34 protein-coding genes and 2 tRNA genes are annotated in these 23,475 nt (G+C 57.5%); 8 read left to right on the top strand and 28 right to left on the bottom strand.

The features are described from left to right. Positions 1-9 precede the first annotated feature (9 nt). From L7A20_RS10970 to L7A20_RS10845, 26 genes are all read right to left on the bottom strand, one after another. The gene (locus tag L7A20_RS10970; protein WP_237223553.1) at positions 10-1,686 is read right to left on the bottom strand and encodes a terminase large subunit; all 1,677 of its coding nucleotides are present in this window, start codon (positions 1,684-1,686) and stop codon (positions 10-12) included. A gap of 3 nt (positions 1,687-1,689) precedes the next feature. Then, positions 1,690-2,157: a hypothetical protein gene (locus L7A20_RS10965; RefSeq protein WP_237223552.1), complete on the bottom strand. Its 468-nt coding sequence runs from the start codon at positions 2,155-2,157 to the stop codon at positions 1,690-1,692. 426 nt (positions 2,158-2,583) lie between these two features. After that, the gene (locus L7A20_RS10960; RefSeq protein ID WP_237223551.1) at positions 2,584-2,814 is read right to left on the bottom strand and encodes a hypothetical protein; all 231 of its coding nucleotides are present in this window, start codon (positions 2,812-2,814) and stop codon (positions 2,584-2,586) included. A gap of 104 nt (positions 2,815-2,918) precedes the next feature. Further along, positions 2,919-2,990 (bottom strand) — tRNA-Gln (locus tag L7A20_RS10955). A 213-nt stretch (positions 2,991-3,203) separates the two neighbouring features. Next, on the bottom strand, positions 3,204-3,923 hold the full coding sequence (locus tag L7A20_RS10950) for a hypothetical protein (RefSeq protein ID WP_237223550.1): 720 nt from the start codon (positions 3,921-3,923) through the stop codon (positions 3,204-3,206). Then, positions 3,916-4,293, bottom strand: coding sequence for a VRR-NUC domain-containing protein (locus L7A20_RS10945; RefSeq protein ID WP_237223549.1), 378 nt, complete (start codon positions 4,291-4,293; stop codon positions 3,916-3,918). Before L7A20_RS10945 ends, L7A20_RS10950 begins: the two co-directional genes overlap by 8 nt. A gap of 43 nt (positions 4,294-4,336) precedes the next feature. Beyond that, complete coding sequence (locus L7A20_RS10940; protein WP_237223548.1) at positions 4,337-5,605, bottom strand: HNH endonuclease; 1,269 nt, start codon at positions 5,603-5,605, stop codon at positions 4,337-4,339. Between the two features lie 91 nt (positions 5,606-5,696). After that, positions 5,697-6,452, bottom strand: a complete 756-nt coding sequence (locus L7A20_RS10935) for a hypothetical protein (protein ID WP_237223547.1) — start codon at positions 6,450-6,452, stop codon at positions 5,697-5,699. Next, positions 6,449-6,739, bottom strand: coding sequence for a hypothetical protein (locus tag L7A20_RS10930; protein ID WP_237223546.1), 291 nt, complete (start codon positions 6,737-6,739; stop codon positions 6,449-6,451). The genes L7A20_RS10935 and L7A20_RS10930 overlap by 4 nt, the downstream gene beginning before the upstream one ends. A gap of 47 nt (positions 6,740-6,786) precedes the next feature. Further along, positions 6,787-6,984, bottom strand: a complete 198-nt coding sequence (locus tag L7A20_RS10925) for a hypothetical protein (RefSeq protein WP_237223545.1) — start codon at positions 6,982-6,984, stop codon at positions 6,787-6,789. 31 nt (positions 6,985-7,015) lie between these two features. Continuing rightward, positions 7,016-7,270 (bottom strand): hypothetical protein, encoded by a 255-nt coding sequence (locus tag L7A20_RS10920; protein ID WP_237223544.1) that lies wholly within the window; start codon positions 7,268-7,270, stop codon positions 7,016-7,018. Further along, a complete protein-coding gene (locus L7A20_RS10915; protein ID WP_237223543.1) occupies positions 7,267-7,686 on the bottom strand; it encodes a hypothetical protein in 420 nt (139 codons plus the stop codon). The genes L7A20_RS10920 and L7A20_RS10915 overlap by 4 nt, the downstream gene beginning before the upstream one ends. Next, positions 7,683-8,180 carry a hypothetical protein gene (locus L7A20_RS10910; protein WP_237223542.1) on the bottom strand — a complete coding sequence of 166 codons (498 nt, stop codon included), beginning with the start codon at positions 8,178-8,180 and terminating at the stop codon, positions 7,683-7,685. Before L7A20_RS10910 ends, L7A20_RS10915 begins: the two co-directional genes overlap by 4 nt. Next, positions 8,177-8,368, bottom strand: a complete 192-nt coding sequence (locus L7A20_RS10905; protein ID WP_237205748.1) for a hypothetical protein — start codon at positions 8,366-8,368, stop codon at positions 8,177-8,179. Before L7A20_RS10905 ends, L7A20_RS10910 begins: the two co-directional genes overlap by 4 nt. A 12-nt stretch (positions 8,369-8,380) precedes the next feature. Then, positions 8,381-9,151 (bottom strand): phage antirepressor KilAC domain-containing protein, encoded by a 771-nt coding sequence (locus L7A20_RS10900; RefSeq protein WP_237205747.1) that lies wholly within the window; start codon positions 9,149-9,151, stop codon positions 8,381-8,383. A gap of 4 nt (positions 9,152-9,155) precedes the next feature. Further along, positions 9,156-9,491, bottom strand: coding sequence for a hypothetical protein (locus L7A20_RS10895; RefSeq protein WP_237205746.1), 336 nt, complete (start codon positions 9,489-9,491; stop codon positions 9,156-9,158). Positions 9,492-9,565: 74 nt separating this feature from the next. After that, positions 9,566-9,769, bottom strand: a complete 204-nt coding sequence (locus tag L7A20_RS10890) for a hypothetical protein (protein ID WP_237223541.1) — start codon at positions 9,767-9,769, stop codon at positions 9,566-9,568. A gap of 149 nt (positions 9,770-9,918) precedes the next feature. Continuing rightward, positions 9,919-10,635, bottom strand: a complete 717-nt coding sequence (locus tag L7A20_RS10885; protein ID WP_237223540.1) for a hypothetical protein — start codon at positions 10,633-10,635, stop codon at positions 9,919-9,921. Then, positions 10,635-12,083, bottom strand: coding sequence for a ParB/RepB/Spo0J family partition protein (locus tag L7A20_RS10880; RefSeq protein ID WP_237223539.1), 1,449 nt, complete (start codon positions 12,081-12,083; stop codon positions 10,635-10,637). Before L7A20_RS10880 ends, L7A20_RS10885 begins: the two co-directional genes overlap by 1 nt. Positions 12,084-12,172: 89 nt before the next feature. After that, complete coding sequence (locus L7A20_RS10875; protein ID WP_237223538.1) at positions 12,173-12,433, bottom strand: hypothetical protein; 261 nt, start codon at positions 12,431-12,433, stop codon at positions 12,173-12,175. Continuing rightward, a complete protein-coding gene (locus L7A20_RS10870) occupies positions 12,430-12,588 on the bottom strand; it encodes a hypothetical protein (RefSeq protein ID WP_237223537.1) in 159 nt (52 codons plus the stop codon). The genes L7A20_RS10875 and L7A20_RS10870 overlap by 4 nt, the downstream gene beginning before the upstream one ends. Then, complete coding sequence (locus tag L7A20_RS10865; protein WP_237206494.1) at positions 12,585-12,887, bottom strand: hypothetical protein; 303 nt, start codon at positions 12,885-12,887, stop codon at positions 12,585-12,587. The genes L7A20_RS10870 and L7A20_RS10865 overlap by 4 nt, the downstream gene beginning before the upstream one ends. Then, positions 12,880-13,059 carry a hypothetical protein gene (locus L7A20_RS10860; protein ID WP_237223536.1) on the bottom strand — a complete coding sequence of 60 codons (180 nt, stop codon included), beginning with the start codon at positions 13,057-13,059 and terminating at the stop codon, positions 12,880-12,882. The genes L7A20_RS10865 and L7A20_RS10860 overlap by 8 nt, the downstream gene beginning before the upstream one ends. Continuing rightward, positions 13,056-13,313 carry a hypothetical protein gene (locus L7A20_RS10855; RefSeq protein WP_237223535.1) on the bottom strand — a complete coding sequence of 86 codons (258 nt, stop codon included), beginning with the start codon at positions 13,311-13,313 and terminating at the stop codon, positions 13,056-13,058. The genes L7A20_RS10860 and L7A20_RS10855 overlap by 4 nt, the downstream gene beginning before the upstream one ends. After that, positions 13,313-13,513: a helix-turn-helix transcriptional regulator gene (locus L7A20_RS10850; RefSeq protein WP_237205738.1), complete on the bottom strand. Its 201-nt coding sequence runs from the start codon at positions 13,511-13,513 to the stop codon at positions 13,313-13,315. The genes L7A20_RS10855 and L7A20_RS10850 overlap by 1 nt, the downstream gene beginning before the upstream one ends. Positions 13,514-14,074: 561 nt before the next feature. After that, positions 14,075-14,305, bottom strand: coding sequence for a helix-turn-helix domain-containing protein (locus L7A20_RS10845; RefSeq protein ID WP_237223534.1), 231 nt, complete (start codon positions 14,303-14,305; stop codon positions 14,075-14,077). A gap of 137 nt (positions 14,306-14,442) precedes the next feature. Here L7A20_RS10845 and L7A20_RS10840 point away from each other — a divergent pair, with 137 nt between their 5' ends. The 3 genes from L7A20_RS10840 to L7A20_RS10830 all read left to right on the top strand — a co-directional run bounded on the left by L7A20_RS10840 (position 14,443) and on the right by L7A20_RS10830 (position 16,956). Next, positions 14,443-14,793 (top strand): helix-turn-helix domain-containing protein, encoded by a 351-nt coding sequence (locus L7A20_RS10840; protein WP_237223533.1) that lies wholly within the window; start codon positions 14,443-14,445, stop codon positions 14,791-14,793. Further along, positions 14,774-15,187: an ImmA/IrrE family metallo-endopeptidase gene (locus L7A20_RS10835; RefSeq protein WP_237206503.1), complete on the top strand. Its 414-nt coding sequence runs from the start codon at positions 14,774-14,776 to the stop codon at positions 15,185-15,187. The genes L7A20_RS10840 and L7A20_RS10835 overlap by 20 nt, the downstream gene beginning before the upstream one ends. Before the next feature lie 449 nt (positions 15,188-15,636). Next, positions 15,637-16,956 carry a DUF4041 domain-containing protein gene (locus tag L7A20_RS10830; protein WP_237223532.1) on the top strand — a complete coding sequence of 440 codons (1,320 nt, stop codon included), beginning with the start codon at positions 15,637-15,639 and terminating at the stop codon, positions 16,954-16,956. A 71-nt stretch (positions 16,957-17,027) separates the two neighbouring features. Here L7A20_RS10830 and L7A20_RS10825 read toward each other — a convergent pair whose 3' ends face one another. Beyond that, a complete protein-coding gene (locus tag L7A20_RS10825; protein WP_237223531.1) occupies positions 17,028-17,315 on the bottom strand; it encodes a helix-turn-helix domain-containing protein in 288 nt (95 codons plus the stop codon). A 567-nt stretch (positions 17,316-17,882) separates the two neighbouring features. Between L7A20_RS10825 and L7A20_RS10820 the strand changes: the two genes are divergently transcribed. The 3 genes from L7A20_RS10820 to L7A20_RS10810 all read left to right on the top strand — a co-directional run bounded on the left by L7A20_RS10820 (position 17,883) and on the right by L7A20_RS10810 (position 20,306). Beyond that, positions 17,883-18,974, top strand: coding sequence for a tyrosine-type recombinase/integrase (locus L7A20_RS10820; RefSeq protein ID WP_237223530.1), 1,092 nt, complete (start codon positions 17,883-17,885; stop codon positions 18,972-18,974). Positions 18,975-19,199: 225 nt separating this feature from the next. Next, positions 19,200-19,272: transfer RNA gene (locus tag L7A20_RS10815), tRNA-Arg, on the top strand. A 104-nt stretch (positions 19,273-19,376) separates the two neighbouring features. Further along, positions 19,377-20,306 carry a serine hydrolase gene (locus L7A20_RS10810; RefSeq protein WP_237206510.1) on the top strand — a complete coding sequence of 310 codons (930 nt, stop codon included), beginning with the start codon at positions 19,377-19,379 and terminating at the stop codon, positions 20,304-20,306. On the opposite strand, the gene L7A20_RS10805 is transcribed toward L7A20_RS10810, so the two are convergent. After that, on the bottom strand, positions 20,266-20,838 hold the full coding sequence (locus L7A20_RS10805) for a DNA-3-methyladenine glycosylase I (RefSeq protein ID WP_237186124.1): 573 nt from the start codon (positions 20,836-20,838) through the stop codon (positions 20,266-20,268). The two genes, L7A20_RS10810 and L7A20_RS10805, sit on opposite strands and share 41 nt — an antisense overlap. Before the next feature lie 278 nt (positions 20,839-21,116). Between L7A20_RS10805 and L7A20_RS10800 the strand changes: the two genes are divergently transcribed. Further along, positions 21,117-21,686: a single-stranded DNA-binding protein gene (locus tag L7A20_RS10800; protein ID WP_237223529.1), complete on the top strand. Its 570-nt coding sequence runs from the start codon at positions 21,117-21,119 to the stop codon at positions 21,684-21,686. A 93-nt stretch (positions 21,687-21,779) separates the two neighbouring features. Next, on the top strand, positions 21,780-23,459 hold the full coding sequence (gene ettA / locus L7A20_RS10795) for an energy-dependent translational throttle protein EttA (RefSeq protein ID WP_185174575.1): 1,680 nt from the start codon (positions 21,780-21,782) through the stop codon (positions 23,457-23,459). Positions 23,460-23,475 lie beyond the last annotated feature (16 nt).

The following is a 23,475-nucleotide window of genomic DNA, read 5'->3' as shown; positions in this document are numbered from 1 at the left end:
GGACCTCCTTTAGTAGATTCGGCGGGGTACGAAAGTTTGCTTGGGCTTCTCAACGTCGCCCTTCTTGACGAAAGTTGCTCTGGCTTCAAAAGCCAAAGTGGCAGCGACCGCCGCGTCAATCTTGCGCGGGGACTTCTGCGACTCCTTACCAATGACCTCCATATTGCGCGAGCGCGTCCACTTCTGAGCGTTCTGAAAGTGCCTGACTAGTCGGCGGTTCGGAAGGATTTTTGCGCGCCCGGTATCAAGGGCGGTCTTGAGGCGCTGGAGAGCGAAGTGCATCTTTGTATCGTGCGAGGTATAGAAAGCGATTTTTGAGCCGGCACCTGCTGCGACGCGAAGCTCTTCGCCGAAGTCTCGCTCCCACTTATCGAGCCAGTCCATCCAGTAGGGCGGGTCAGCGAAGAAGCCGACGACGGTGAATCTCTGGAAGGCCAGGCGGACTGCTGCGTCAAACTTTTTCTCGTCCACGCGCCAGTCTCGGGCTTCGGGTCCGTCGGGGCGTTCCTCAATGCGAAGTGGGAAGAGCAAGCCGTCTGAGACGCGGCAGGCCACTAAGGCGGTGGCGTCATTAGTGAGCGAGCCGTCAAAGCCCAGGGTGATTTCTTCCCCATCTTTGACTAGGTCGCCCCATTTCTCGGGTAGGTCCTTGGTGGCTTTCTCCAGGGTGTCCAGGCGGAGCCAGGCGTTCGAGCCTTCTACCAGGGCATTGAGGAAGTAGCGGCGGGAGTCATTGACGGTCGAGCGCGGATCGTAAATATCATCGATGATTGCTTCAACCGAATTCCATTCCATGGCCTCGCCGTAGGATTCGATAATCGCTTCCTTCAGAGCGTTGATGTCGCTCAGGTCAGAGAGCTGAGAGCCGCGGTGGTCATAGAGCAGGCGCTGACGGCCACGAAACTTGCCGTCCTGGATATTACGGGCCAGGTTGTAGGTCTGCTCAGCGATTGAATCCTCACCCGGGGCGTACATGGTGGTTGTTTCCAGGTACCAGGTGCCAGCGCCCTTAGCGCGTTTCTTGAGATTTCGCTTGACCGTGGCATACATATCACGCAGGCGGGGCAGGTTATAGAGGTGGGTCTCGTCAAAGACCACGAAGGTTTCCTTACCGCCGTCCTTTGATGCAGCACCGGATGAGGTGGGGACGATATCGCCACCATCAGGCAGTTTCACGCGGGTCAGCCCGACGTCCATGCCCTCAGCGGCGAGCGCGGAGAGCGGGCCCTCGGTCAGGTTCACGTAAATGTTGTCGTAGGTATTGCCGGTCTGACCTTCTTCGGTGGCCATGATACGAATCATGGGGTCAACCACGCGGCGGCCCATCGGTTCGCCCGGCTCGTAGTAGTACCGCTGGCCTAGGAATTCGTAGCATTCACCGCCGGAAGCCCAGCCCGCGAAGCGACAGGGGCCAAATGCCTCGAAGAGCGCCAGGTGCGCGCCAAGGCCGGATTTATCGCAGCCCTTAGGGCGGGAGAAGAAGGCCGAATCGACCAGGCGGTCACCGTGCTCATCAAGCGCATAGCAATCGACAATAAAGCCACCGAATTCATCCCCTCGACGCACCGGCGTGCCGCGCACATCGCCCGGGCCGTTGACCACGAAAGTCTCAATCCACCACCAGGCAAGAAAGCCCAGCGAGCGCCGAGGACTGGCCCCAGCAGGCTTAATGAGAGTGCGAGCCACGCCTTACTCCTCTTCTTCCAGAAACGCCTTCCTACGACTACGCACAGCCGAAAGATTTGGAATATCCTCAGGACGGACGTCCCCGACCTCAGGGATAGTCACGATCTCAGCGCGCAGGCGGTTACGGTCATCAGGGGTAGCCCCGAACTTGGCCACGCGCAGGCGCACTTCAGAGGCAAAATCCCAGCGGCCGTTGCGCCACATATTGTGGTGAATCAGTGCAGTGTCAAGCAGGTAATCCCAGTCGGGGTCGGAGAGCATGCGCGAAGCCTGAGGTGAAGTGCGCCAGTTCTCCCACCAGCGCCGGGTCATCGGGTGCCACTCAATGGGCTTACCCTCAGAATCTTCACCGAGTACACCTTCAGGCAGATCAGTTCCGCGAATCTCACCGTCCTGCTGCAGCTGAGTAAATTCCGGCCTCTTATTACGCCGAATCGCATCCTTTTTAGGAGCCGGACCAACACCAGCCATAGGGAAAACACCCCCTCACCAAACCACGAAAACACTATCTCACTAGCAAAAACTCAATTCCCCCAGACCCGTACACAGCGCGAGACCCAGAACGGAGCGGGGAGGGGCTCGCGCAGGGGCGGGGGGACCCCCCAAGGGGGGGGTCAGCCAGAAATCAACCCCGGATGAACCGGCGAAGATTTCTTCTGACGCACCCGCCGACCACCTTGTGAACCGGTCTTCTGATTGTGATGCCACGAGCAAAGGCTCTGCAGCATGTGAATACGGTGGTCATCAGGTTCACCGATATGATCCACATCGGTAGCCTTCTCAATGCAACGCTGCCCGGTGTCCTCACGTATATGAACGCAGCGATAACCGTCGCGCTTGAGAACAATCGCCCGACGCCGCCACCAATCAGGCGGCAACGGCGTGGTGCGCGAGCTCTTACTCTTCCACGTCATCGATACGCTCCGGGGCAAGTACCGCATACAGGAAAGCGCCGAGCCCCAGCCTTGCCGCTGAGGAAGAACCAGGGCTTGAGCCAAGGTGCATGTACTCCTCATCTTCTTCGAAGTCCACCACGCTCATACCCACGATTACATCAGTGGCCTTCGCGGTCTCTGGAAGGTCTGATTCCAGCTCGATTTCCTGCCCATTATCAAGCACTAACTTCATGCCACTGACTGCCTTTCACTAAAAGATAGGCACGCCCCCGCATGCTTTGAATCCGTAGAAACTGTTCAAGAATTTGTGTGAATCAAACTAGAGGGCATGCCCAGCTAGGCGCGCAGGATTCGAACCTGCAACTCCGGGTTCAGAGCCCGGCCGGTTGCCAATTACCACAGCACCTATCAAGCCACCGGCGCCGCCACCTCGTCACAGGCAACGACGCCGGAAGCCTCGCTCGTGTCAACCAAAACACCAAAAGGGAAATCCGCAAGCTCAGACCACTTGAGCCAGACTGCTTAAACGACAGAAGCCCCACGCACAAGCGAGGGGCTTCCATCATTTACGTGAAGTGCTTTTAGATACACTTCACCACAGCAAGACCAGGATAACACCAATTACTCAGGCCGCGCAAGCGTCCTCCAGTCCAAGCCCTGACCCAACGTCTGACCTAGCTCCCACAGCTGAGCACGCGGCCACACGGCGAAGCAGCACGAGCACATGACCGCGTCCACCCGGTCACCCTCCCACAAAGCCATCAAGGCCGGGGAGCTCACCGCGTCACCGTCCTCATCGTAGGAGAACCACTCAGCCTGCCCGCACCCCTCAGCCGGGCACACACCAGGCACCGGCGTCCGACGCTCCGGCGCAAGATACGCCTGGATCTGAGCAACCCAGCCACGCCACACCACAGCACGCGACGCCAACACGCCAGGATCAACAGACCCCACCACACCCAGCAAAGCCAAAGCATCAACGAACAAATCCTCAGAGCTCAGCTCATCACGCGCACCCAGCTCCACAGCATCAACATGCAAACCCCGGCCAACACCCTCCAGCAACTCCATAGCCACCAAATCCACCGGCAAACCAGACCGCCGAGCACCAGACGACCCGCGCTCGCTTCCTTTGTCCTCGGCTGCCATCTTGAGCTGGAGCAACAGGGGAAGTTCAACGGGCGGGGTTCGCTTGCCGATTTCGTCGGGTGCGACGAGATCAACGCGGACGCGTTCCTGGGCAAGCAGCGCGAGGGAGTCTCTGGCGATTGACTTCACTTCCCATTCCGCAATGCAGCCATAGCACCCGCAAGTGGGGTCATCAATCTTGTGTTCAGGCACGCTTGCCGCCTTTCAGGTCGTCCATAATTTTTCCGCTGGCCCAGTCTTTGGGGTACCAGAAATTGAAGTCAGCCCCGGCCTGCAGCAGGCCCTCACCCCAGCGCTTTTGGTCAGGGGAGATGCGCCCCTTTGCTGACTTGAGCTCACGGAAGAGCACACGCTTGGCGCGGGCGTTCACCAGCACCAGGTCGGGGAAGCCAGGCTGAGAACGGCGCGAGTCGTGGGTGTGGTAGATCAGCGAGTAGCCCAGAGATTCGGCAAGGTTGATGACGCGCTGCTGGAAATCTTTTTCAGACCAGGCGTTGATTTCCCGGGCTCGAAGCTCAGCGGCGGTCATGGCAAAGGACGGTGGCACAGTGTCTTTGGGCAAGGGCTTCGGAGGTTTATTCACCCTTCCCATATCCCATACCTGCTTACTTTTCATTGGTCTTCTTCTTTCTTCTTCCTCGCCTTTTCCTCTTGGGTTTAGCGGGTTCTTCAGTTTTTGAGGTTTTTTCAGCTTGTACTTGGGTAAGGTTGGTTGCCCGTCCCGACCCGTCCCGTCCCGGAACGTCCAGACTCTCGCCACTTCGTTTCTGTCGTTTTCTGTAGAAGTCTGGCTGAACTCTGCCAGAGGAGCGGCTGATACGCCCTGTGGCGCGGTTTTGCGGGGCGGGCGGACGCTCGTGGGCGTCTTGACGGGGCGAGTCGGCCGGGGAGCCCTGAGAGGTGGCTAGCTCCTCTTCCTGTTCTCCAACGGCCAGCATGATGTCCCACTCGCTCATCATTTGCTCGACGGGGTCAACATCGGGAGCCGTAGGCGCGGGAGCGGTCACCGGAGCCAGAGTTTCAGGCTCGACGGTTCGCTCGACCGCGCCCGGCTCAACCGGGGACCAGCCGGAGCTGGAAGAAGGAGCCGTTGCGTCCTCGGATTCAACTAGTGGAGCCTCGGTTTCAGGCTCGACGCTAGGAGTCGACGAGGGGGCCGGTTCAACTTCTTCATCAAAGATGGGCGGGGTTGTGGGGTTCACGTGGAAGCCCCACTTCTTGAGAGTCTCGACGGTGGATTCACTGTAGTAAGGGTTAACCGGAGCGGGGCGCAGGGGTTTATCCCAGTGCTTGCCGTTACCTCTCGTTTGGTTGCAGCCGCGGCATGAGACCACCATCTTGCTGGGGTCGCCATTAGCTACAACCATGCTGTTGACGTGGTCATAGGTGCCAGCTCTGCCAGTGTTTCGGGCGTCAAAATTTACGACAAGCCCACACCAGCGGCACTGGTCGCCATCGCGCAAACGGACCTTGCCTCTCAAGATAGGGTCGTTTAGATCGCGGTCGCGGCCCTTGTTCCACTCGGCTTCGTCCTTACGGATGATGTGGACAAAATCGTTTGAATCTTCAATGAGCTTATAGGCAGTTTGTCCTTCCTCGTTTTTATAGACTCCGGTGAAGAAACCGACCTTGAGGGCAGCGTCGGCCAGCCTCTCCCAGTTCTGTTCAAAGACCTTCTCGGAGTCAGGTTCGAGACCGCCCTCGCGCTTTACCACACCTTCTTCGATGAAGTAGTCGGTGAAGTGCTGCGCGCTGTGGCTTGCACAGTGAAAGAGAAAGCCGGTGAGTTCCCGGCGCAGGGCAGGAGTCCAGTAGGGCAGATTGTAGAGCCTCGCAAAAGAGGGGTGGTCTGACGAGGTGTCAGACCATTTCATCCAAGCCACTTACTTACCCCCGCGAGCGCGGTGGTTGGTTTTGTGGTTGTGCATGGTTGGGCTCCTTTTGTTGGCTGGTGGGGTTTGGCTGTTAGGCTGCGTAGACGGTGTGGTCCGGCGCTAGGGGTATTTCGTGGGCGATGAATTGTGCCCATTCTTTGGTGTGTGGTGGGGGCGTGTAGCCGTCTGGCTTCACGGGGAGTGGGGCGCAGCCTACAAAGTTCTTGGCACGGGCGACGATTATGACGTTGGTGTATGCGGCGATCATTGGCCCATAGATGTTTGCGGCTTTGGCGAAGTATTTGAGGGTTTGTGGTTCGAAGAGGTGCGGGGGTGTTCCGCTTACCTTGTTGAGGACTCCTTCGGCTTGGGCCCACATCTCTGCTGCTGAGTGGGAGCGGGCGTCGACTCCGGCGAATTGGGCTGAGCGGGATCCGAATAGTTGGCCGACTTCGTCTAGGCGGATTCGGGTGTCTCGTTTGTATTCCGTGACAAGTTTGTCGCCTTGTAGCTTCTTGGATTCGTAGTTGTAGTGCTCGATGGTGAGGCTTACGGAATCGTCGAGGCGGGCTTTGGGGAATGCGCCGGTGATTACTCCGATGTCGGAGTAGTGGATGGCGAAATCGGTGACTTCTCCGTCGAAGTTCTCTAGGGCTACCGTGGCGATGGCCCAGTAGATTGAGTTTTGGTAAGCCGTTAGGAGCAGTCGGCCTGTGGACGCGATAGTGCAGAGGACGAATTCGCCGCGTTCTACTCTGTCCTTGTCTTTGCCGTTTTTGGAGAGGAAGGGGGCGAGCGCGGTGAGTGCGTCTTGGAAGTCTCTGGTGTTGACGGTGAGGGTTGTCATGCGTTGTCCTTTCTTGCTTGGTCCTTGTAGGGGTTGAGGCTGGTGGCTGTTTCGGTGAAGTCAGCTGGGGTTTTGTTGCCTTCGTAGTAGTAGGCGGCTCCTTGGGTGAAGCCTTCTTCCCAGGCTTGGGCTTCTGCTTCCTGGAGGTTTTGTGTCAGCTTTTCGCGGTATTGGCTTACCCTGCGGCGAAGTCGCCTGCTGGCTGCCACTAGGGCTAGGAACATTGCTGAAATTGCCGCAAAGGTAAGGAGCGCAAGAATCAGCTGGATGATGTCGATAGGGGTCATTGGTGGGGTCCTTTCTCAGGTCAGATGGTTGATTTAGCCGCGGTGGCTTATCGGGTTTTGGTGCCCATAACCGCAAGGAAAGCGAGAACTCCTGCCATTGCGCCGGTGATAGCGAAAGGAGTAAAAACAGCCCCCCTCGTTTGCCAGGCGAAGAGCCAAGCCCCAAGGGCTTCAATAGTTATCCCTGTGAGCGCGAGGATGGCGAAGGCGATGATGTAGGCGAGGATTGCGAGAAGGATTTTCATTAGGGGTCTCCGATTTAGGGGTTAGGTATGGCTACCAGCTGATACGCACGTTGCTTCTTCCGAGCTGGCCGGTTGGGAAAATATCTACCTTGTAGCCGAGTTCCCCAAGGCGCTTGATGATTGGGGCGTTTGAATGATCAAGCCTTCCAATGGGGAAGGAGAAGCAGCGTTCTCCTGTAATCGCGGCGGCGTGAGCTTCAGCGGTGATTTCCCCTAGCGCTGCTTCGATAGTGGCCGGGTCCTCCGAGATATCAGCTAGCTCTTTTGCTGTGTAAATCTTTGTCACTCGTAGATCCCTGTCTCTGGGTCGTAATAGGTCAAATCGCCTTCTTGGACGCGCTGGGAGCTATCGGGCAGCACCCAGACGATGCGGGTGACGGTCTTGGTGGAGCTAATCAGCAAGGCATCAGTTTCCTCGCCGCTTGCGTACCAGATGTGCTCGGTACCGGTGGACCCGGTCGACCACCCGTCACGCTCAGCCCGGGGTGTCCCGTCCGTGGTGATGTAAGCACCAATGACAGGCTCACGGGAGGTGTAGTGGAACTTCATGGACGGTTTGGGTTTGGGGGTTGCCCCCGCCACAGGGGCAGGGGCGGACTCGGTAACAGCGGGTGCGGACGCCGGGGCAGTACCCACGCACCCACCCAGTAAGAGCAGAGCAGGCAAGATTACCCACCCGACGGCAGGGGCACGGCGGGTCATTTCTTTCTCCTTTGTGAATAGCGGGCAATCATCAGAACAAGTTCAGCGTCCAGCGGCCTGGCGTCTACCCGCGCAGGTTTTATAACCGCCCGGAGTCTCTTAACACCGGCAAGTAGCCCCCAGCCTTCCGGCAGCTCTTCGGGCTTGACCATATTTGGGTTCGGAACCACTAGCCACCAGTAGTTGCAGTAGGAGCGCCATAGCTCTGATTTCTTCCCGGCAGTTCTGTGCTCACTAAGCCAATCTGTGCGGGAAACTTTGATTTCAAAGCCATGAACAGGCGGGCGGTGGCGATCGAACATGTCCTTGTTTTCGTTCCAGACTTCCTCTGTCTGCGAGTCAAGGGCGATAAAGTCAGCGCGTCGTATGCCCTTGCCTGGGCTGGCCATAAGGACTTGTGAGGCGGCGATGTAGCGTGGTAGACCTGCCTGGTTGCGGCCTGAGTACCTGCGGTGCAGCAAGCCGGTCATGTCTTCCTCAGATGTTTGGGTCATCGGCTACCACCAGCCAGCAGCTTGCCCTGAGCCTCAGCAGCGGCCGCCCACTGACGCTGCAGCCGCTTGATCTGCAGGTTGCAGTCCTCGCGTTCCTCAGCAGTCAGGGTAGGGTCAGACTCTTCAGTGACGGCCAGCCCCTCGGTAGCCTGGGCAATCTTCTTCCACACGATGTCCGGTCTCTTCATCTCTTTCTCCTCTTAGCTCTCTAGCTGGGCAAAATCTTCAATGGGCGGGAGCATGAGCTCCCGTAGTCGAGTCAGGCCCTTGGCGGTTACTCGAATCTGAGGCGTGGCGACCTTCCGGACGCCCTCATTCTGGTCGTAGTAGCTCTGGGCTTTGGCGGTGAGGTAGCCCCGCTCGATAGCGGTCTGCTTGATATGGCGTTCACCAGCGCGACGGTAAGTCCAGCCCAATTCATCGTTTAGGTAGTCAAATAGGCGCTTGGGGCCGGTATCGATACCCGCTCTTTGCAGAATCTTGGCCGCGTCACCCACTGAGCACGAACCCTCAGCGCTCAAGAAATCCTCAAAGGCTTCAACCTTGGGCTTTGCCGCTTCAATCTGAGCCTGCTGCTCATCGACCTTGGCCATCAGTTCCTGCAGAACCGCCAGCGAGCGCTGTTCGAGGGTTTGGCCTTGGGGTGCTTGGTATTGGCCGGTTTTGCGGATGGTGGGGAGGACTTCTTGTGTGACCCATTGGCGGAATGGTTTGGCTCGTGGTGCGTTGGCTCGGACGATGGCGGTGTAGAGGCCTGATTCGTTGACGATGGTCATGGTTTGTAGTCCGCCGGGGGTGCGCACTTTTTCGTACCCTTTGTCTTCGTCGTCGATTCCGCGGAACATGTCGTTTGCGGTTCGGTATTCGAGGACGCGGGCGACGTCTGCTGCTACGAACCAGGGTTCGCCGTTTTTGTAGAGGGCGCGGAGTTGGAGGCCGTTGAAGTTGAAGAGTTGGATTTCTTGGGTCATGGGGTTATTCCTCGGTGAGTTGGTCGGCTAGGGCGCTGATGAGGTCTGGTCGGAAGTCGCGCCAGTAGTCGCGGGGTCTGTCGTCTTCGGGGGTGAGCTCGAAGTTGAGACGGACTAAGGGCACCGACGTAATGCCTTCGTGAGCGAGCTCTTCTGCGATTTCGCGGTTCTCTGGTTTGTCTACGTCGTAGACCTTGAGATCGACGCCCTCGATTGCTGAGGTGAGCTGCCCGTCGTCTCCTTTGGTGGCGATGCCGGCGTCTACGAACTTCCTTTTGGTCAGGTTGCAGGGCTGGCAGCCGGTGGATTTGGTGTAGAGAGTGATGGTTTTCTCGGTCATAGGGGTCTCCTTATAGTCGTGGTCGGCGCTGTAGTGGCCGGAGGTTGTTTTACAGTGACGGCAGTAGCGGGTCATCATGAGCAGTCGGCATGCTGTAGGTGGCTGTCTGCATCTTTTACTGCGAGGTCAGCGCGGTCATAGGTCCCGAGCTCCTGGGAACATTCCTTGCAAATCACAGTCCACGTAGTCTGGTCGGGGTTTGAACGGTCCACCGTAATTTCGGCTTCTTTCTCGCCTACGGTCAGAGTTATCGAGATGATTGCGTTCTGATGATTCATTGGTTTTTCTTTCGTTGGGTGGCGTGAAGAATCGTGTTGCGGCGTCTGTACCGGCTTCCCCGAAAGGACGGACTGGGTCAAGGGCGACAGCGCAGGCTATGGAGAGCAGGCCGGTGAGCAGAGCTGCTACTAAGACGACGGTGAAGCCTTCAGCTAAGAGCTGTGCGAATGTTGGCATTGCTTCCTTCCTGCACGAAGAGCTTGAAAGCGAGGTCCAGTGTGTGGGCTATATCTTCGACCGTGGCTTCGGTGTAGGGGCCACGCAGTTCGATGCCCTCGGCGCTGATGACCGCGACTGTGCCGTCGTCCTGGCCTTCCAGCAGAGCTTCGTATTCTTGGTGGACGGCGCCGATGCGCTGCTTGGCTCGCCCTAGCTGGCTTTTGAGGCCGGTGATGTGCTTGGTGAGCTTGGCGGTATTCTGCTTTTCTGCTTCAAGGAGCTCTTCAATGGCTTTGACTGCGCTGGGAGAGTCGGCCTCTGCGCGAGCGAGCCGGGCTTCCTGCTCCGCTTTTTCTGCCCGCTCGGTGGCTTGGGTTACGGCTTCTTGCAGGTTCTGATTGACCGAGGCTAGGGTGTCATAGCTTTCGGACGCCGCGGTGAGCTCAGCGCGGGCCGAATCCAGCTCACCTTGCAGAGCCTTAGCTTTTTCCTGGGCTTTAGCTTCAGCTACGGTCTGAAGCCTCAGCTTCTTCCCAAAAACGGCGTTCTCAGCTTCGAGCTCAAGGATTTTGGCCTTTTGGTCATCCAGTAGAGCTTTCACTTTTGGGTGAACGGGCACTGTGGGCGCGGACGGCGCAGGCGCGGGCTCAGGGGCCACCGTGGGCTGATTCTCAGCACGGCGAGGATCGCGGTAAACGTACCCCATTAGAATTCCACCTCATCATTTACGACGACGGCGGACGCGGTTTCAGTCTCGGTGCCGGGCAGAGCGGGCTCCCAGTAGGCCCGGGCCTGCTTGATAGCCTCGGAGGGCTCAATACCGTAGACGGCTTCGAGGGCGTTAAGTTTGCGGTTGGTGTGCTTGCCATGCCCGCTGGGGTTGTGGCGGTTTAGGGTGTAAAGGTCGTTGGTGCCCTTATCACCGATGTGGATTACTTGGGTCATGAAGAGCGCGTAAGCCAACTGGTCTAGGCTCTTAGCGGCTACGGCGTCCCGGTACACATCGCCCTTGTTGGGCTCGTTGGGGTCGAAATCGATACCCAGCACGGTCAGCATGTCAGGCAGCTCGTACCCGAAGTTGCAGATAACCTCCACTAGAGCGCCGTGCGCGGTGCCCTTGAGCTTGCCCGGCTGACCAGCCAGATTCTCAAGGTGCTCCTTGAACTTTGGGTGTTCGACGCGCAGGGCGAGCTTGACCTTCTCGCGAGCTTCCTGCTCTGCGATTTCTTCGGGGGTCAGTTCAGGCTTCTTGGCTTCTTCCTTGACCGGGGCCGGGGTGTACCACTCAACGGTGCGGTGTGAATTATTCAGGTAAGGGCGCAGACCGTCTTTGCCGTGCTCGTCCAGCACATCCTGGGGAATCACACGGGAAGTTAGCTGTAGCAGCTCGTCCGGGATGGCAGATAACCCGGGCAGCTCATAGGAGGGGTAGCGACGATTGAAAGCAGAGCCTTTGGCCTCTTCCGCTTCAAGGAAGTCATAGCCCAGCTTCACCAGGTGGTCGTAAACCTTGGGGCCAAGCGTCCGCCACTCCAGCACGCTCTCAGCCTGCTTCTGGGCGCTCTGCCAATTCCAATCGCTACCGGATTCCGCGGCTTCGGTTAGCTTCTCAGCCAGTTCGGGCTCAGCGGCGTACTTGGCGATTTCTTCGGCTTGGAAGAGGTCAATCTTCTTCTCCTTGACCGCATCAAGGACGCGCTCACCGGCTCCCAGAAGCTGGGCGCGGCGGCGCACGGTCGAGGGTGATTTCGCGATAGCGGTCGCCACCTTCTCCACGGTGAAGCCGGGCAAATCAAGCATGGCCTGCACAGCGCGTGCCTCTTCAACGGCCGTAATCTGCTCGCGGTGCAGGTTCTCGGTGAGCATGGCAGCAATCTGTTCGCCGTCACCCTCGAACTGGTCAGTGAAGATGCCGGGGATAGTCAGAAGCCCGGCCTTCTTAGCCGCAGCTAGGCGGCGGTGCCCAGCAATCAGCATGAAATCACCCTCACGGGTGGGGTGCGCGGTCACCACAATCGGCTGCATGAGGCCGTAGCGTCGGATGGAGTCAGCAAGCTCGTCAACACCCTCTGGTGCGCCCAGATTGTCGCGGACGTTGTGGGGGTTGGCGAATACTGAGCTGACGTCGTACTCGGTGATTTTCATGGTGGTCATTGGGGTGGTCTTTCGGTGGTGGACACTTTGCGGGAAATTTTTCGACAAAAAACTCGGGATTTCGGTAACAGTCGGGAGCGACGGGGGGGCTACCAGCGGGGCCAGGCCGGGCGGTTGCGGCGCTCAGCGCGGACCTGCTCAGCGGTCAGGCCGTGCTCCCGGCGGTAGGCGGCTAGCACCTGGTCGACCTGGTGAGCCTCTGCCCGCATGCCGACCGCGACTTCTGCCAGCTCCCGAAACAGCCGGTCAAAGCTGATCTCGCGCTGGGCCTTGAGCCCGCGGATACGGTGGTCGGCGCGTAGGCCCATCCAGAACCGCTGCTCGGTGATACGCGGGGCAGGCAGGCTCATTGCATGTCCTCTTCCTTAGCCAGGGTGGGCATGGAGTAGACCAGCACGCCAACCAATAGGATTACCGCGAAAGTGCCCCCGTTATTCTGGCCAGGGTTTGCCAGCGCCAGCACAGCGAAAACGGCAAAGAGAGCGAGCCAGATTTTCAGTTTCACGCCGCCTCCATCACTGGACGGTCAATCTGATACTGCTCGGTGGTGAATGTAGCAATCTGGCGAGTCCAGCCACCCTCAGCGGCAAAAACCTCGTTGGTGGCCCAGTCAATAGTGATGGGGGAACGGGGCTCCAATGCACGGGTCAGCGCGTAGTCGACGGCTGCGCGGCGCGCCTCAGAGCGGCGCTTAGCGTCCTTGTAATCGGGGTACTGAACTTCGCGTGAATCGAGGGTGCGGGGGGTGTCCTCGCGGGTAATCACAATGCCCACACGCTCGTGGACGGTGCCGGTCTTAGCCATTGGCCTGGCCTTTCTTCTCAAAATCTAGGGGGTGAACAGTCTTTACGTGCTCTGCTGCCAGCTCTTCGAGGGCTTCCTCTACAGGTATTAGCCCTAGCTGGTTCGGGGCCCAGTCGCCTGCGTACCAGTCGCAGATGGGGCAGTGAACTTCGACCTTGTAAATGCGGGTCATGCGAGGGCGAAGTCTTTCTGCGTGGTGGTTTTAGCGCCGTCGAGGGCTTCGCGGAGCGCGGCGGCAACGTCTGTGATGAACCCGGCTAGGGCGTCCAGCGCGCCTACGGCTGCCACTCCCAGCGGGCGGAAGGCTTCGAGAACGTCCTTGCCGGTGACGGGGCGAACGCGCCGCATAACCAGGGAGGACGCCGTCTCGGGCGATGTCGCGCCGGGTACGGCTTCCCAGATGTACTGCTTCAGTGGCTCGCTCATTACGCGCCCGCCCTACGGTCCTCGATGCCCTTTTGGATATCTGCGTATGTCCACTTGGGAGCCCGGCCAATCATCACTGGTTGCGGGAAGGTTTTTGATTTGACCCAGCGGCGCAGTGTTTCACCGCTGATGCCGAAGATTCCACAGACCTCACTGCGCGAGTACAGGCGCAATTCGGCGGGGAAAGACGCGGTTGCCATTGGTTTTCCTTTCGAGTGGGGCGGACGCCGGCGGTAGGTCTTTCCGTGCCGGGCGGGTTAACGAGATACTTGAGGCGAGTCCCAAAGGCTGGGGCTCTTTGGCGATTGGATTTTTATGTTTCAGGTTCCTGGTTTCGACCCGATGATTTCTTTGCAGGCGGATATTGCGGCCGTGCGTAGCTCCGGGTCTGCCCAGTCAGCTGCTACTGCTTTGGAGCGGGTTCTTCAGGTGCTTGCTGCGCAGAACCAGCGAATTCAGAAGCTAGAGCGAGAAGTTGCTGAGCTACGTGGCAGAGGTTGTTAGCTAGGACTTCACCCTGTTTTGACTTCATGGGTTCTGGCCAGGAGCCAACTATTTGGAGCTCTGTAGTGGTCTGCGTGATGACTGAGGCAAGAGCGTCAATAGCTTGTAAGGGTTCTGTCTTTGGTGTGTCTGGGAATACGACTGAGGGCGGGATGTCAATTTTTAGCCATGCCATAGGTTTTCCTTTCGGGGGACGGGGCGGACGACGGTGGTCGGCGAGCGTAATTATTCCAATTGGAAAGTGTGGGGTAAAAAATCTAAGCCACTCTAGGTACCAGTTGGAACCCTGCACGAAGCTCATTCATGGACACCTGTAGCCAATCGGCAATGATAAAGAACTGGTTGAGCTTCAGTTCCGATTTGCCATTGCGCAATAGGCTGGCTCGCGACTCGCTCACTTCTAGAAGTTCGGCAAGGTCTTTGGTTGACTTCCCTTGGAAGTACATGAGTTGGTCAATGCTCTCGGCAACCTTGGCATTCTCGGTCATGGTGACCTCCTTTCAGGAAACAAGATTATTCCAAATGGAAAGACTTTGCAACATCTTTCATAATAATTTTCGTCTGTGGTAAATTTTCACCTATGGGAACAAGCAAAAGTAGTCAAGCGACAGAATTTAGCAACGCTGTGAACTCAGAAATCCGTGCTCTTATGGGCAGACGAGGGATTAGCCAGACCCGATTGGCAGAACTGACCGGCATGAGTCAGGCAAAAATCTCGAAGACTATCAGGAACAATCAAGGATCCCTGACTTTAGATCAGCTCGAAGCAATTTGTAGTGCTCTTGAAGTATCTCCAACCGGTGTGATTGACCGTGCTGAGCGTGCCGTCCTGGCCCAGCAAGAACAAGCCGAACCCCAGCGTCCGTCCGGTCGCTACAACTCCGCCGGCGAATGGGTCCCCGCCACCCGCGACGGCTACACCCTAGCCGCCTACGAAACAGACGAGGAGAAGGGTGTTGATTACATCGACGACTAAAGACCCCTACACCCTCGCCGAAGAACTCGGCGTCCCCATCGTCTACCGCAAACTAGCCGGCGGACTCCACGCCTACTGGGACGGAGCGAAAATCATCGTCGACACCCGCCTATCCCAAACACAAGAGCGCTGCGCAATCACCCACGACCTCATGCACGTCATAGCAGGGGACGAACCCTACCTGCACGTGCTCAGCTCACCGTCCATCGAAGCCAAGCGAGACCTTCAAGCAGCTGAACTGCTCATCGACCCGGCAGCCTTCCGCCAAGCAGCCACCATGTACCCCGACGACGGCGCCAAAGTAGCCCGCGAGCTAGGCATCACCAACCGGCTCCTCAACGCCTGGGTACGAGCGCACGGAGTCGAACTCATCGAACTAGATGAAGTGGCCTAGGGGACTGGAGAGCGATGGGGAAGCCCGCCACCGGGAAAGGTGGCGGGCTTCTTTTGCGTGTAACGTGCCGCATGCAAGCGCGGTTAATCGTAAAGTTTAATCACGTTGCCCCCGATGCCTGGGGGCGATTCATCATTACACCTACGCGAGGACTGTATGAAATACGAGCCAGAAAGATTCCAGCTTAAGCCTGGTGAGAGGCCACCTATTACGCCGGATGTTTATCTTTCCTATGCGCCAAAAGTCGAGATGAGAAATGCCCATCTGCCTGGGAAAGGCTGGCTCATTTGGGGCTACTTCTTGGTTTTCTGTTCGGTAGTGACTATACCTACGGGTGGTGTTCTACTCTGCGCCCCCTTTGCTGCGATCTTGCTGTGGCACTACTACAGCCGCCATGCTTCTTATAAAAAAGCAAAAGACTTGATTCCTTACTCACCTCGGAGCACCTCATGACACAACAGCCTTACCCTTCAGATTCCGTATCGCCGGCAATGGTCGCGGAGCATTTCACCAGCCTCACCCGCAAGAAAAACGACGTTATCCTCAAGATGGCCGAGGAGATTGTCTCTCTCAATCAGGAGCTAGACCGGCTCCGGGGGCACAACCAGCACCTTCAGCATTTTCTTGATTCCCACGGCGGTGCCGAGGTCTGGGAGCTTGATAAGGCTGTAGAACAGACCCAGCAGAGTGTCGACAAGCTCAATGCCTACCATCAGAGCCTGATTGCCGAGACTCCCGAAGTTGAGAACCGGTACGTCCGGCTGGCTCTATCCCTAGAAGATTTCGCGCACCCCGCAACGTCTTACACTGAGCTCAAGACTGATCTGCGACAGCTTCGAGATGAGATGAAATCTCTTGCTTCCAGCGGTATGGCCGTATCTGCTGATGAAGATGAGCCCCTGCCCTCAGCAGCGGGTAAGGCTAAACAGCTCAAGAAGAACATCGCCCGCCTGGCTCTGCGCTGCTTCAACGCTGAGGCTGAAAACATCATCAAGTCAGTGACCGCGAAAAACGTACAGACTAGCGCTGACAAAATCGGCAAGGCAGCCGACGCCATCTCACGGCTAACCAAACCCCTGGATATCTCAATCAGCTACGAGTACCAGCGCCTCAAGGGGCAGGAGCTTGAGATTGCTGGCCAGATTGAGCAAGCCAGGGAGATTGAGAAGGAAGAGCAGCGGGCGGCCCGTGAGGCTATGCGTGAGCAAGCTCAGGCTGAAGCCGAGATGGAAGCAAAGAAGAAAGCCCTGCTCAAGGAGCGCAAGCACTTCGAGAATGTTCTAGCCCGCATTCAGGCTACCGGTGATTCTGAACGTATCGCCGAGATCCAGGCTGAGCTTGACCAGATTGACGCTGGCATTGCGGATGTCGACTATCGCAAGGCCAACACCCGTGCCGGTTATGTCTACGTCATCTCCAACATTGGCTCATTCGGTCAGCGCATGGTCAAGATTGGCATGACCCGCCGCCTAGATCCAATGGACCGCGTGCGAGAGCTAGGGGACGCCTCTGTACCCTTCGGGTTTGACGTCCACGCCCTCTTCTTCACCGAAGACGCCATTGACGTAGAGCGCCAGCTCCACGAGGCTTTCGCCCAGCAGCGCGTAAACCGCGTGAACCTGCGCCGAGAGTTCTTCTACGCCACCCCGGCCGAAGTTCATGCAGCGCTGGACAGCATTGCTGGTGACGTCCTCGAATTCAATGAGGACGCCGAAGCTGAGCAGTATTACGCTAGCCTCCAAATCGCTGAAGCTGACGCCAAGGCATAGAAGATAAATACGAAGCCCCGGCCCACGCGAGTGGGCCGGGGCTTTCTGCTGCCCTCTGAGGGGCTAGAAATCTACTGGTCTACCTCGATACCGCCGGGCGTCCATCGAACCGTGAGCGAGGCGGGCAGGTCGCCTGTGGTAGCTGGTTCGATTCCAGTCTCTAGCCAGGTGCGGTCAACGGCCGTTATTTCTGCCAGGCGGTCTAGGTCGTCACCAGACGGTTTGAATGCTCCAGACTCCCACCGGCTAAGCGTATTGCGGGCCACTGGAATCATCTCAGCGAGCGCAGCTTGTTTGAGCCCGGCGTGTTCGCGGGCTTTTCTGATGCGGTCTTGGAGTGTCCAGTTGGGGATGGTCATGGGTTTATTGTATCGGATTGTTGATTTTTCACCATAGCTTTGGTGCTTTTGTGTTGCAATATCTACAGGTGTATGTGTATTGTGGTTCTTGATATGTAGCATTTGCTACATATTCAGGAAGACGTTCTTACTTTACGGTTCTTGATTCCTGGCCTTGAGGCTTGCAACCTCAGGTGAACACAAGCAACCGCCTGGATAGCTGCGTTAGAGCTGCAGCACTTGAGATAGAGCCAGTACCGGGAATGGCCCACAAAGGAATCATGTACGAGGGTAGCTCCCTTGGCTTGATGCATACGACCAGACTGCCTGGACTTCCTGCAAGGAAGAAACCGGGGGTCTATTTCTCGTATCTGGGAGAGGAAAGCCAGCGTCAAACCTCGGGAGCTCTTTGGGGGATGGGAATACAAAGCCTCTCGCGCTAGCGCAACCTCTAGCCGATTGGGGGCGCAGCCCCCCGGCTCACCTGGCCAGGCACCAACTTAAAAATACAAATGCACCCAGCCCAGACCCTGAGCTACAGTTAAACCCAATCGAACAAATGTTCTAGACCAAGAGCAGGAGGACCCCATGACCAGCAGACTCAAACTAGGGGAGCATGGAGAAGTCACCATAACCCGCCTAGCCCAAAAGAAGTACCGAGCCCGCGTCCGCTATCGCCATATCGACGGAAAGATACGCCTTCTCCAGGCCACTGCCTCCACACGCTCCGACGCTTCCCGCGCCGTCCTCGCCAAGCTCAAAGACTTCACCACCGGCTCCAACGACCTCACCGACGAAAGCACCATCGCCGAAGCCACCGAACGATGGTGGGAAGACTTCATAGCCAAGGGCGATAAAACCGCCGGTACCATCACCCGATACCGCTACCTCATCGATTCCTACCTACAACCGGCCATCGGGGATGTCCTGCTGATTGAAGCCACCACCGGCAACCTGGCCGCCTTCATCTCCACCGTCCACAAAGACCACGGCGCCACCAACGCCAAACACCTCCGCATGATCCTCAAAAACATCTTCGCCCTGGCCGTCCTCCACGACGCCCTATTGCGAAACCCAGTCGACGGCGTCCCCACCGTCACCGTCAAGCGCGAAAAGGTAACCAAGGCCCTCACCGCCGAGCAAGTCAAAGACCTGCGCGGCATTCTCCACGGCGATGTACTAGAGGTATTCGAATTCATGCTCGGAACCGGCTGCAGAATCTCAGAAGCCCTCGGCCTACGCTGGCAAGACCTCGACTTCATAGCAGGTACAGCCACCATCAACGGGGCCGTCAAGCAGGTAGGCAACAAGACCGTGTGGGACCCAGCGCCGAAGTCGGCCGGGTCAGCCCAAACCATCTACCTACCCACCTTCACCCTTCATATGCTCCTAAAGCGCCGCCAGTGGTGCGAGTGGGTCTTCCCCTCAACCGCCGGCACTGTGCGCGGCGGCCACAACTTCCGCGCGATGCTTAGAAAACAGCTCAAGGGCACCGAGTACGAGTGGGTCACCCCTCACACAGCCCGTACCACCGTGGCTACCATCGTGGCAGACGGCCTTGGTGCGAGCGTTGCAGCGGCCGTGCTCGGCCACTCATCAGAGGAAGTCACCATCAAAAACTACATCGTGCAGCAGAAGGTAGCTCCGAATGTCACCAACGTGCTCGACGTGCTGGCCTAGGGCTTCAAGTCATCTAATGGTCATCTAGTGTTTGCAAAAAACTATCGCTTTCTGACCTGGTGGAACTCTCACATAGCGAGAATAACCAAATTCTGACGTGGTGTAATGTGGAGTAGCGTGGACTTGCGAGCGCAAATGTTTTCAAATCTCTTGGTCGGGGGTTCGACTCCCTCCCGGGTCTGATATGACTTTTAGTCGAGGAATCGATAGTATAAACAGCGGCTAGCCTCAGTAGCTCAGTGGATAGAGCAGGAGCCTTCTAATCTCTTGGTCGGGGGTTCGACTCCCTCCTGGGGCGCGCAACATATCCCTCACTTGGTAAAACAAGTGGGGGGTATTTTTTATTATCAAATGTGGTTTTCGCACAGGAAAATCAAATACTTTCGGAATACACTAGAGGGCATGTCTACAGCCAACCTGCCTGAAACGCTCAGCGGCGCACCCGCGTCCGCCCCTGTCCTGCCCCGCCGAACAGTGCTGGCAGGAACCGGTACCCTAGCCCTGAGCACTCTACTTGTTGCCTGTGGCCCTGCTGAAGAACAAATTCAGCCCACCGCCACCGGTGATGAACACACCAACGAGGCCCACGACGTAGACATCAACCAGGCACTAGACCAGCTTGAAGCAGACTACGGCATTACCCTTAGCCTGGCGGTCTATAACCACGCTACCGACAGTCTCTTTTTGCACAAGGGTGACCAATGGACGTATGAAGCATCTATCGTCAAAGTCCCCATTTCTCTCACCCTGCTCAGGCTTGCAGCCTTTGAAGAGCGCGAACTGACCGACGACGAAAAAGCCCTCGTCGAAGCGTCCATTACCTACTCCGATAACAACGCAACGATTGAGATTTACCGCAGATTTGGGTCTGACGACGGGGAATCTACGGCCAGCGCCCAGTCCCTCAATAAGACCTATGAGCTGCTGGGTGTCACAGAGACCCGATCTGCCGGAACCTGGGGCGATAACCAAACCTGGGCCGAGGACCAGGTACGCATTATGCGTGCCATCATCGATACCGTTGAATGGGTCAATGCTACCGACGCCCAGTTCCTTCTCGAAAAAATGGTTCCGCTCGACTGGTCACAAACCTGGGGCGTGGGCTCCCAATACGGGCAGACCGTGCTGGGGGAAGCTGTCACCGACGTATCGGTTAAAAATGGCTGGATCCAGGAAGATACTGGCGAATGGCACATCAACTCCGTCGGTGTTGTTAGAACCGAAAGTACCACCTATTCCATTGCCCTGTTGAGCAAGGGGTTCGAAGACCAGCAGGCAGGGTACGAGGTGGCTAGCCAGGCAGTGCAAGCCTACTTTGACCACGCCGGCTAAGCGTGTGGGTTTCTAACCTGATATAGCCAGCGGCCTGAGCCACCGCGCATACCACCACCGGCCCTAAGCGTTGAAACCCGAGTGCCCGTAACTCACAGGCCAGGGTATCAGTTTCAGTGGTGGTGCGGGGGAGCGATTCGGCACCCGGGCACAGTAATTCCTCTGGAAATGCCTCAGCAAAGAGATCTGCTAGATTTACCCGAGACTCTTTCAATACTCTCGCATTATTGATGCAGGCCCGAAGTTTAGATTCGTTCCTAATTCCGATATCGCCCTCAAGGTAGACGCTGATATCGTCTTCAGCCATGGCAGCCAAACGGTCGGGTTGAAAATTGTGTAAGGCCCGGTTCAGCTCCTCCCGTTTTGCTAGAACCGTAGACCACCACAGGCCGCTTTGAAACACCAGCAGGCAGAGGTGCTCGAACAGGGCCTCGTTGGTGCGCGGCACGTTCTGCCATTCCCGTTCAAAGTAGGTGCGGGTACGGTCATCCCGTACCCAGGCAGGCTCATCGGGAACACGTGTATTGGTCACTGTGCTGTCTCCTTCTCGCTGGTAGATGCGGACGCCCGCCCCGGTGCCCTAGCGGGGCAGGTGGTATGAGCCTAGAGGGGTAGGGCAGCCGTGCACCAGGGGTGTGAACAAAATCTGTCATGAAAGCTCTTGCCCGCGTCACAGCTTCACCAATTTTCTGCCCTTTACCGTGCGGTAGCAGCATATTCGTTATCCACAGGCATCATTTTTCTGGCTCTTAGACCTTTGCTGGTGTAACCCTTGAGACACCCGGTTCACCCACAACTCAAGGAGGAGTCATGACCGACACCGTCACCATCCGAGGCTTTATCGCAACGGCGCCCACCCAAAAGTTCCTACCCAACAGCAATATCCCGGTAACAAATTTCCGTATTGCCTCCACACCCCGCTGGTTCGATGCCACCAGCGGCACCTGGAAAGAAGGCACAACCAACTGGTACACCGTCAACTCCTTTAGAGCCCTGGCGTATAACAGCGCCCGGAGCTTGCAAGTAGGGCACCCGGTGCTGGTTACCGGACGCCTGCGCGTCAAACAGTTTGAACGGGCAGACGGCTCACCCGGCACCAGCATCGAAGTAGACGCCACCAGCATTGGCCACGACCTCAACTACGGTCTTGCAAATTTTGCCCGTGTCACCGATCGGAAACCGGATGTCGATGAGACCGACCGTAAGTTCAACGAACAAGTAGCCGGGGAACAAAAACTCAACCACGGCTATAGCTCTCTACCGGCTGTGGAAGAAGAACCCCAGTACAGCCATTCTTCCGAAAATGGCCATCAAGTTTCTGACCAGGGGCTCACCGATAAGGCAGCAGACGATGAGGCTGTTGAGGCTCTGACCAGCTAGAGGGCGGGGCAGGGCAAACTCACACCAAGATTCTTGGCAGATGCCCTGCCCTAAACCCCCAACAGCTTGACATCAACCGGTAGGCTTAAATGCATGGCAGAATTTATCTACACCATGACCAAAGCCCGCAAAACTGTAGGCGACAAAGTCATCCTTAACGACGTATCCATGTCGTTCTTCCCCGGTGCAAAAATCGGTATGGTCGGCCCCAACGGTGCCGGTAAGTCAACCATTCTGAAAATCATGGCGGGTCTCGATACCCCCTCCAACGGCGAAGCACGACTCTCAGAAGGCTACACCGTGGGCATCCTCATGCAGGAGCCCCCGCTGAACGAAGAAAAAACCGTCCTGGGTAACGTCCAGGAAGGCGTCGGCGAAATCTACGAAAAGATTGTTCGCTACAACGAAATCTCAGAAGAGATGGCCAACCCCGATGCTGACTTCGACGCGCTCATGGAAGAAATGGGCAAGCTGCAGGAAGCTATCGACGCCGCTAACGCTTGGGACATTGACTCCCAGCTGGAACAGGCTATGGACGCCCTGCGCTGCCCTCCCGGCGACTCACCCGTTACCCACCTCTCCGGTGGTGAACGCCGCCGCGTAGCGCTCTGCAAGCTCCTGCTCCAGAAGCCCGACCTGCTTCTACTCGACGAGCCCACCAACCACCTGGACGCAGAATCCGTCCTCTGGCTGGAACAGCACCTGCAGTCCTACGAGGGCGCAGTAATCGCCATTACCCACGACCGTTACTTCCTCGATCACGTTGCAGAATGGATCGCAGAAGTAGACCGCGGTAACCTCTACCCCTACGAGGGCAACTACTCCACTTACCTGGACAAGAAGCGCGCCCGCCTTGAAGTTCAGGGTAAGAAGGACGCCAAGCTCGCTAAGCGCCTGGAAGAAGAACTCGAGTGGGTTCGCTCCAACACCAAGGGCCGTCAGGCTAAGTCAAAGGCACGTCTGGCCCGCTACGAAGAGATGGCTGCAGAGGCTGAAAAGACCCGCAAGCTAGACTTCGAAGAAATCCAGATTCCCCCGGGGCCCCGCCTGGGTAACGTCGTCATCGAAGCAGAAAACCTGCAGAAGGGCTTCGACGGCCGCTCCCTCATCAACGGTCTCTCCTTCTCCCTGCCCCGTAACGGCATCGTCGGCGTCATCGGCCCCAACGGTGTAGGTAAGTCAACCCTCTTCAAGACCATCGTCGGCCTTGAACCCCTCGACGGCGGCAACCTGAAGATCGGTGAAACCGTCAAAATTTCATACGTTGACCAGAACCGCGCCAACATCGACCCCGAAAAGTCGCTGTGGGAGGTTGTCTCAGACGGCCTGGATTACATCCAGGTAGGCCAGGTAGAAATGCCCTCACGCGCCTACGTCTCAGCCTTCGGCTTCAAGGGACCCGACCAGCAGAAGAAGGCAGGTGTGCTCTCCGGTGGTGAGCGCAACCGCCTCAACCTGGCCCTGACCCTCAAGCAGGGCGGCAACCTGCTGCTGCTCGACGAACCTACCAACGACCTGGACGTCGAAACCCTCACCTCCCTCGAAAATGCCCTGCTGGAATTCCCCGGCTGTGCCGTCGTGGTCTCCCACGACCGCTGGTTCCTCGACAGAGTAGCCACCCACATCCTGGCCTGGGAAGGCACCGACGAACAGCCCGACAACTGGTACTGGTTCGAGGGTAACTTCGAGTCCTACGAGAAGAACAAGATTGAGCGTCTCGGCCCCGAAGCTGCGAAGCCGCACCGCGTCGTTCACCGCAAGCTGACGCGATAAACCCAACTCAATCAGT

Source organism: Rothia nasimurium (genome assembly GCF_928381415.1).
GTDB classification, from domain to species: Bacteria; Actinomycetota; Actinomycetes; order Actinomycetales; family Micrococcaceae; genus Rothia; species Rothia nasimurium_H.
This window is presented reverse-complemented; position numbering and strand designations above follow the sequence as displayed.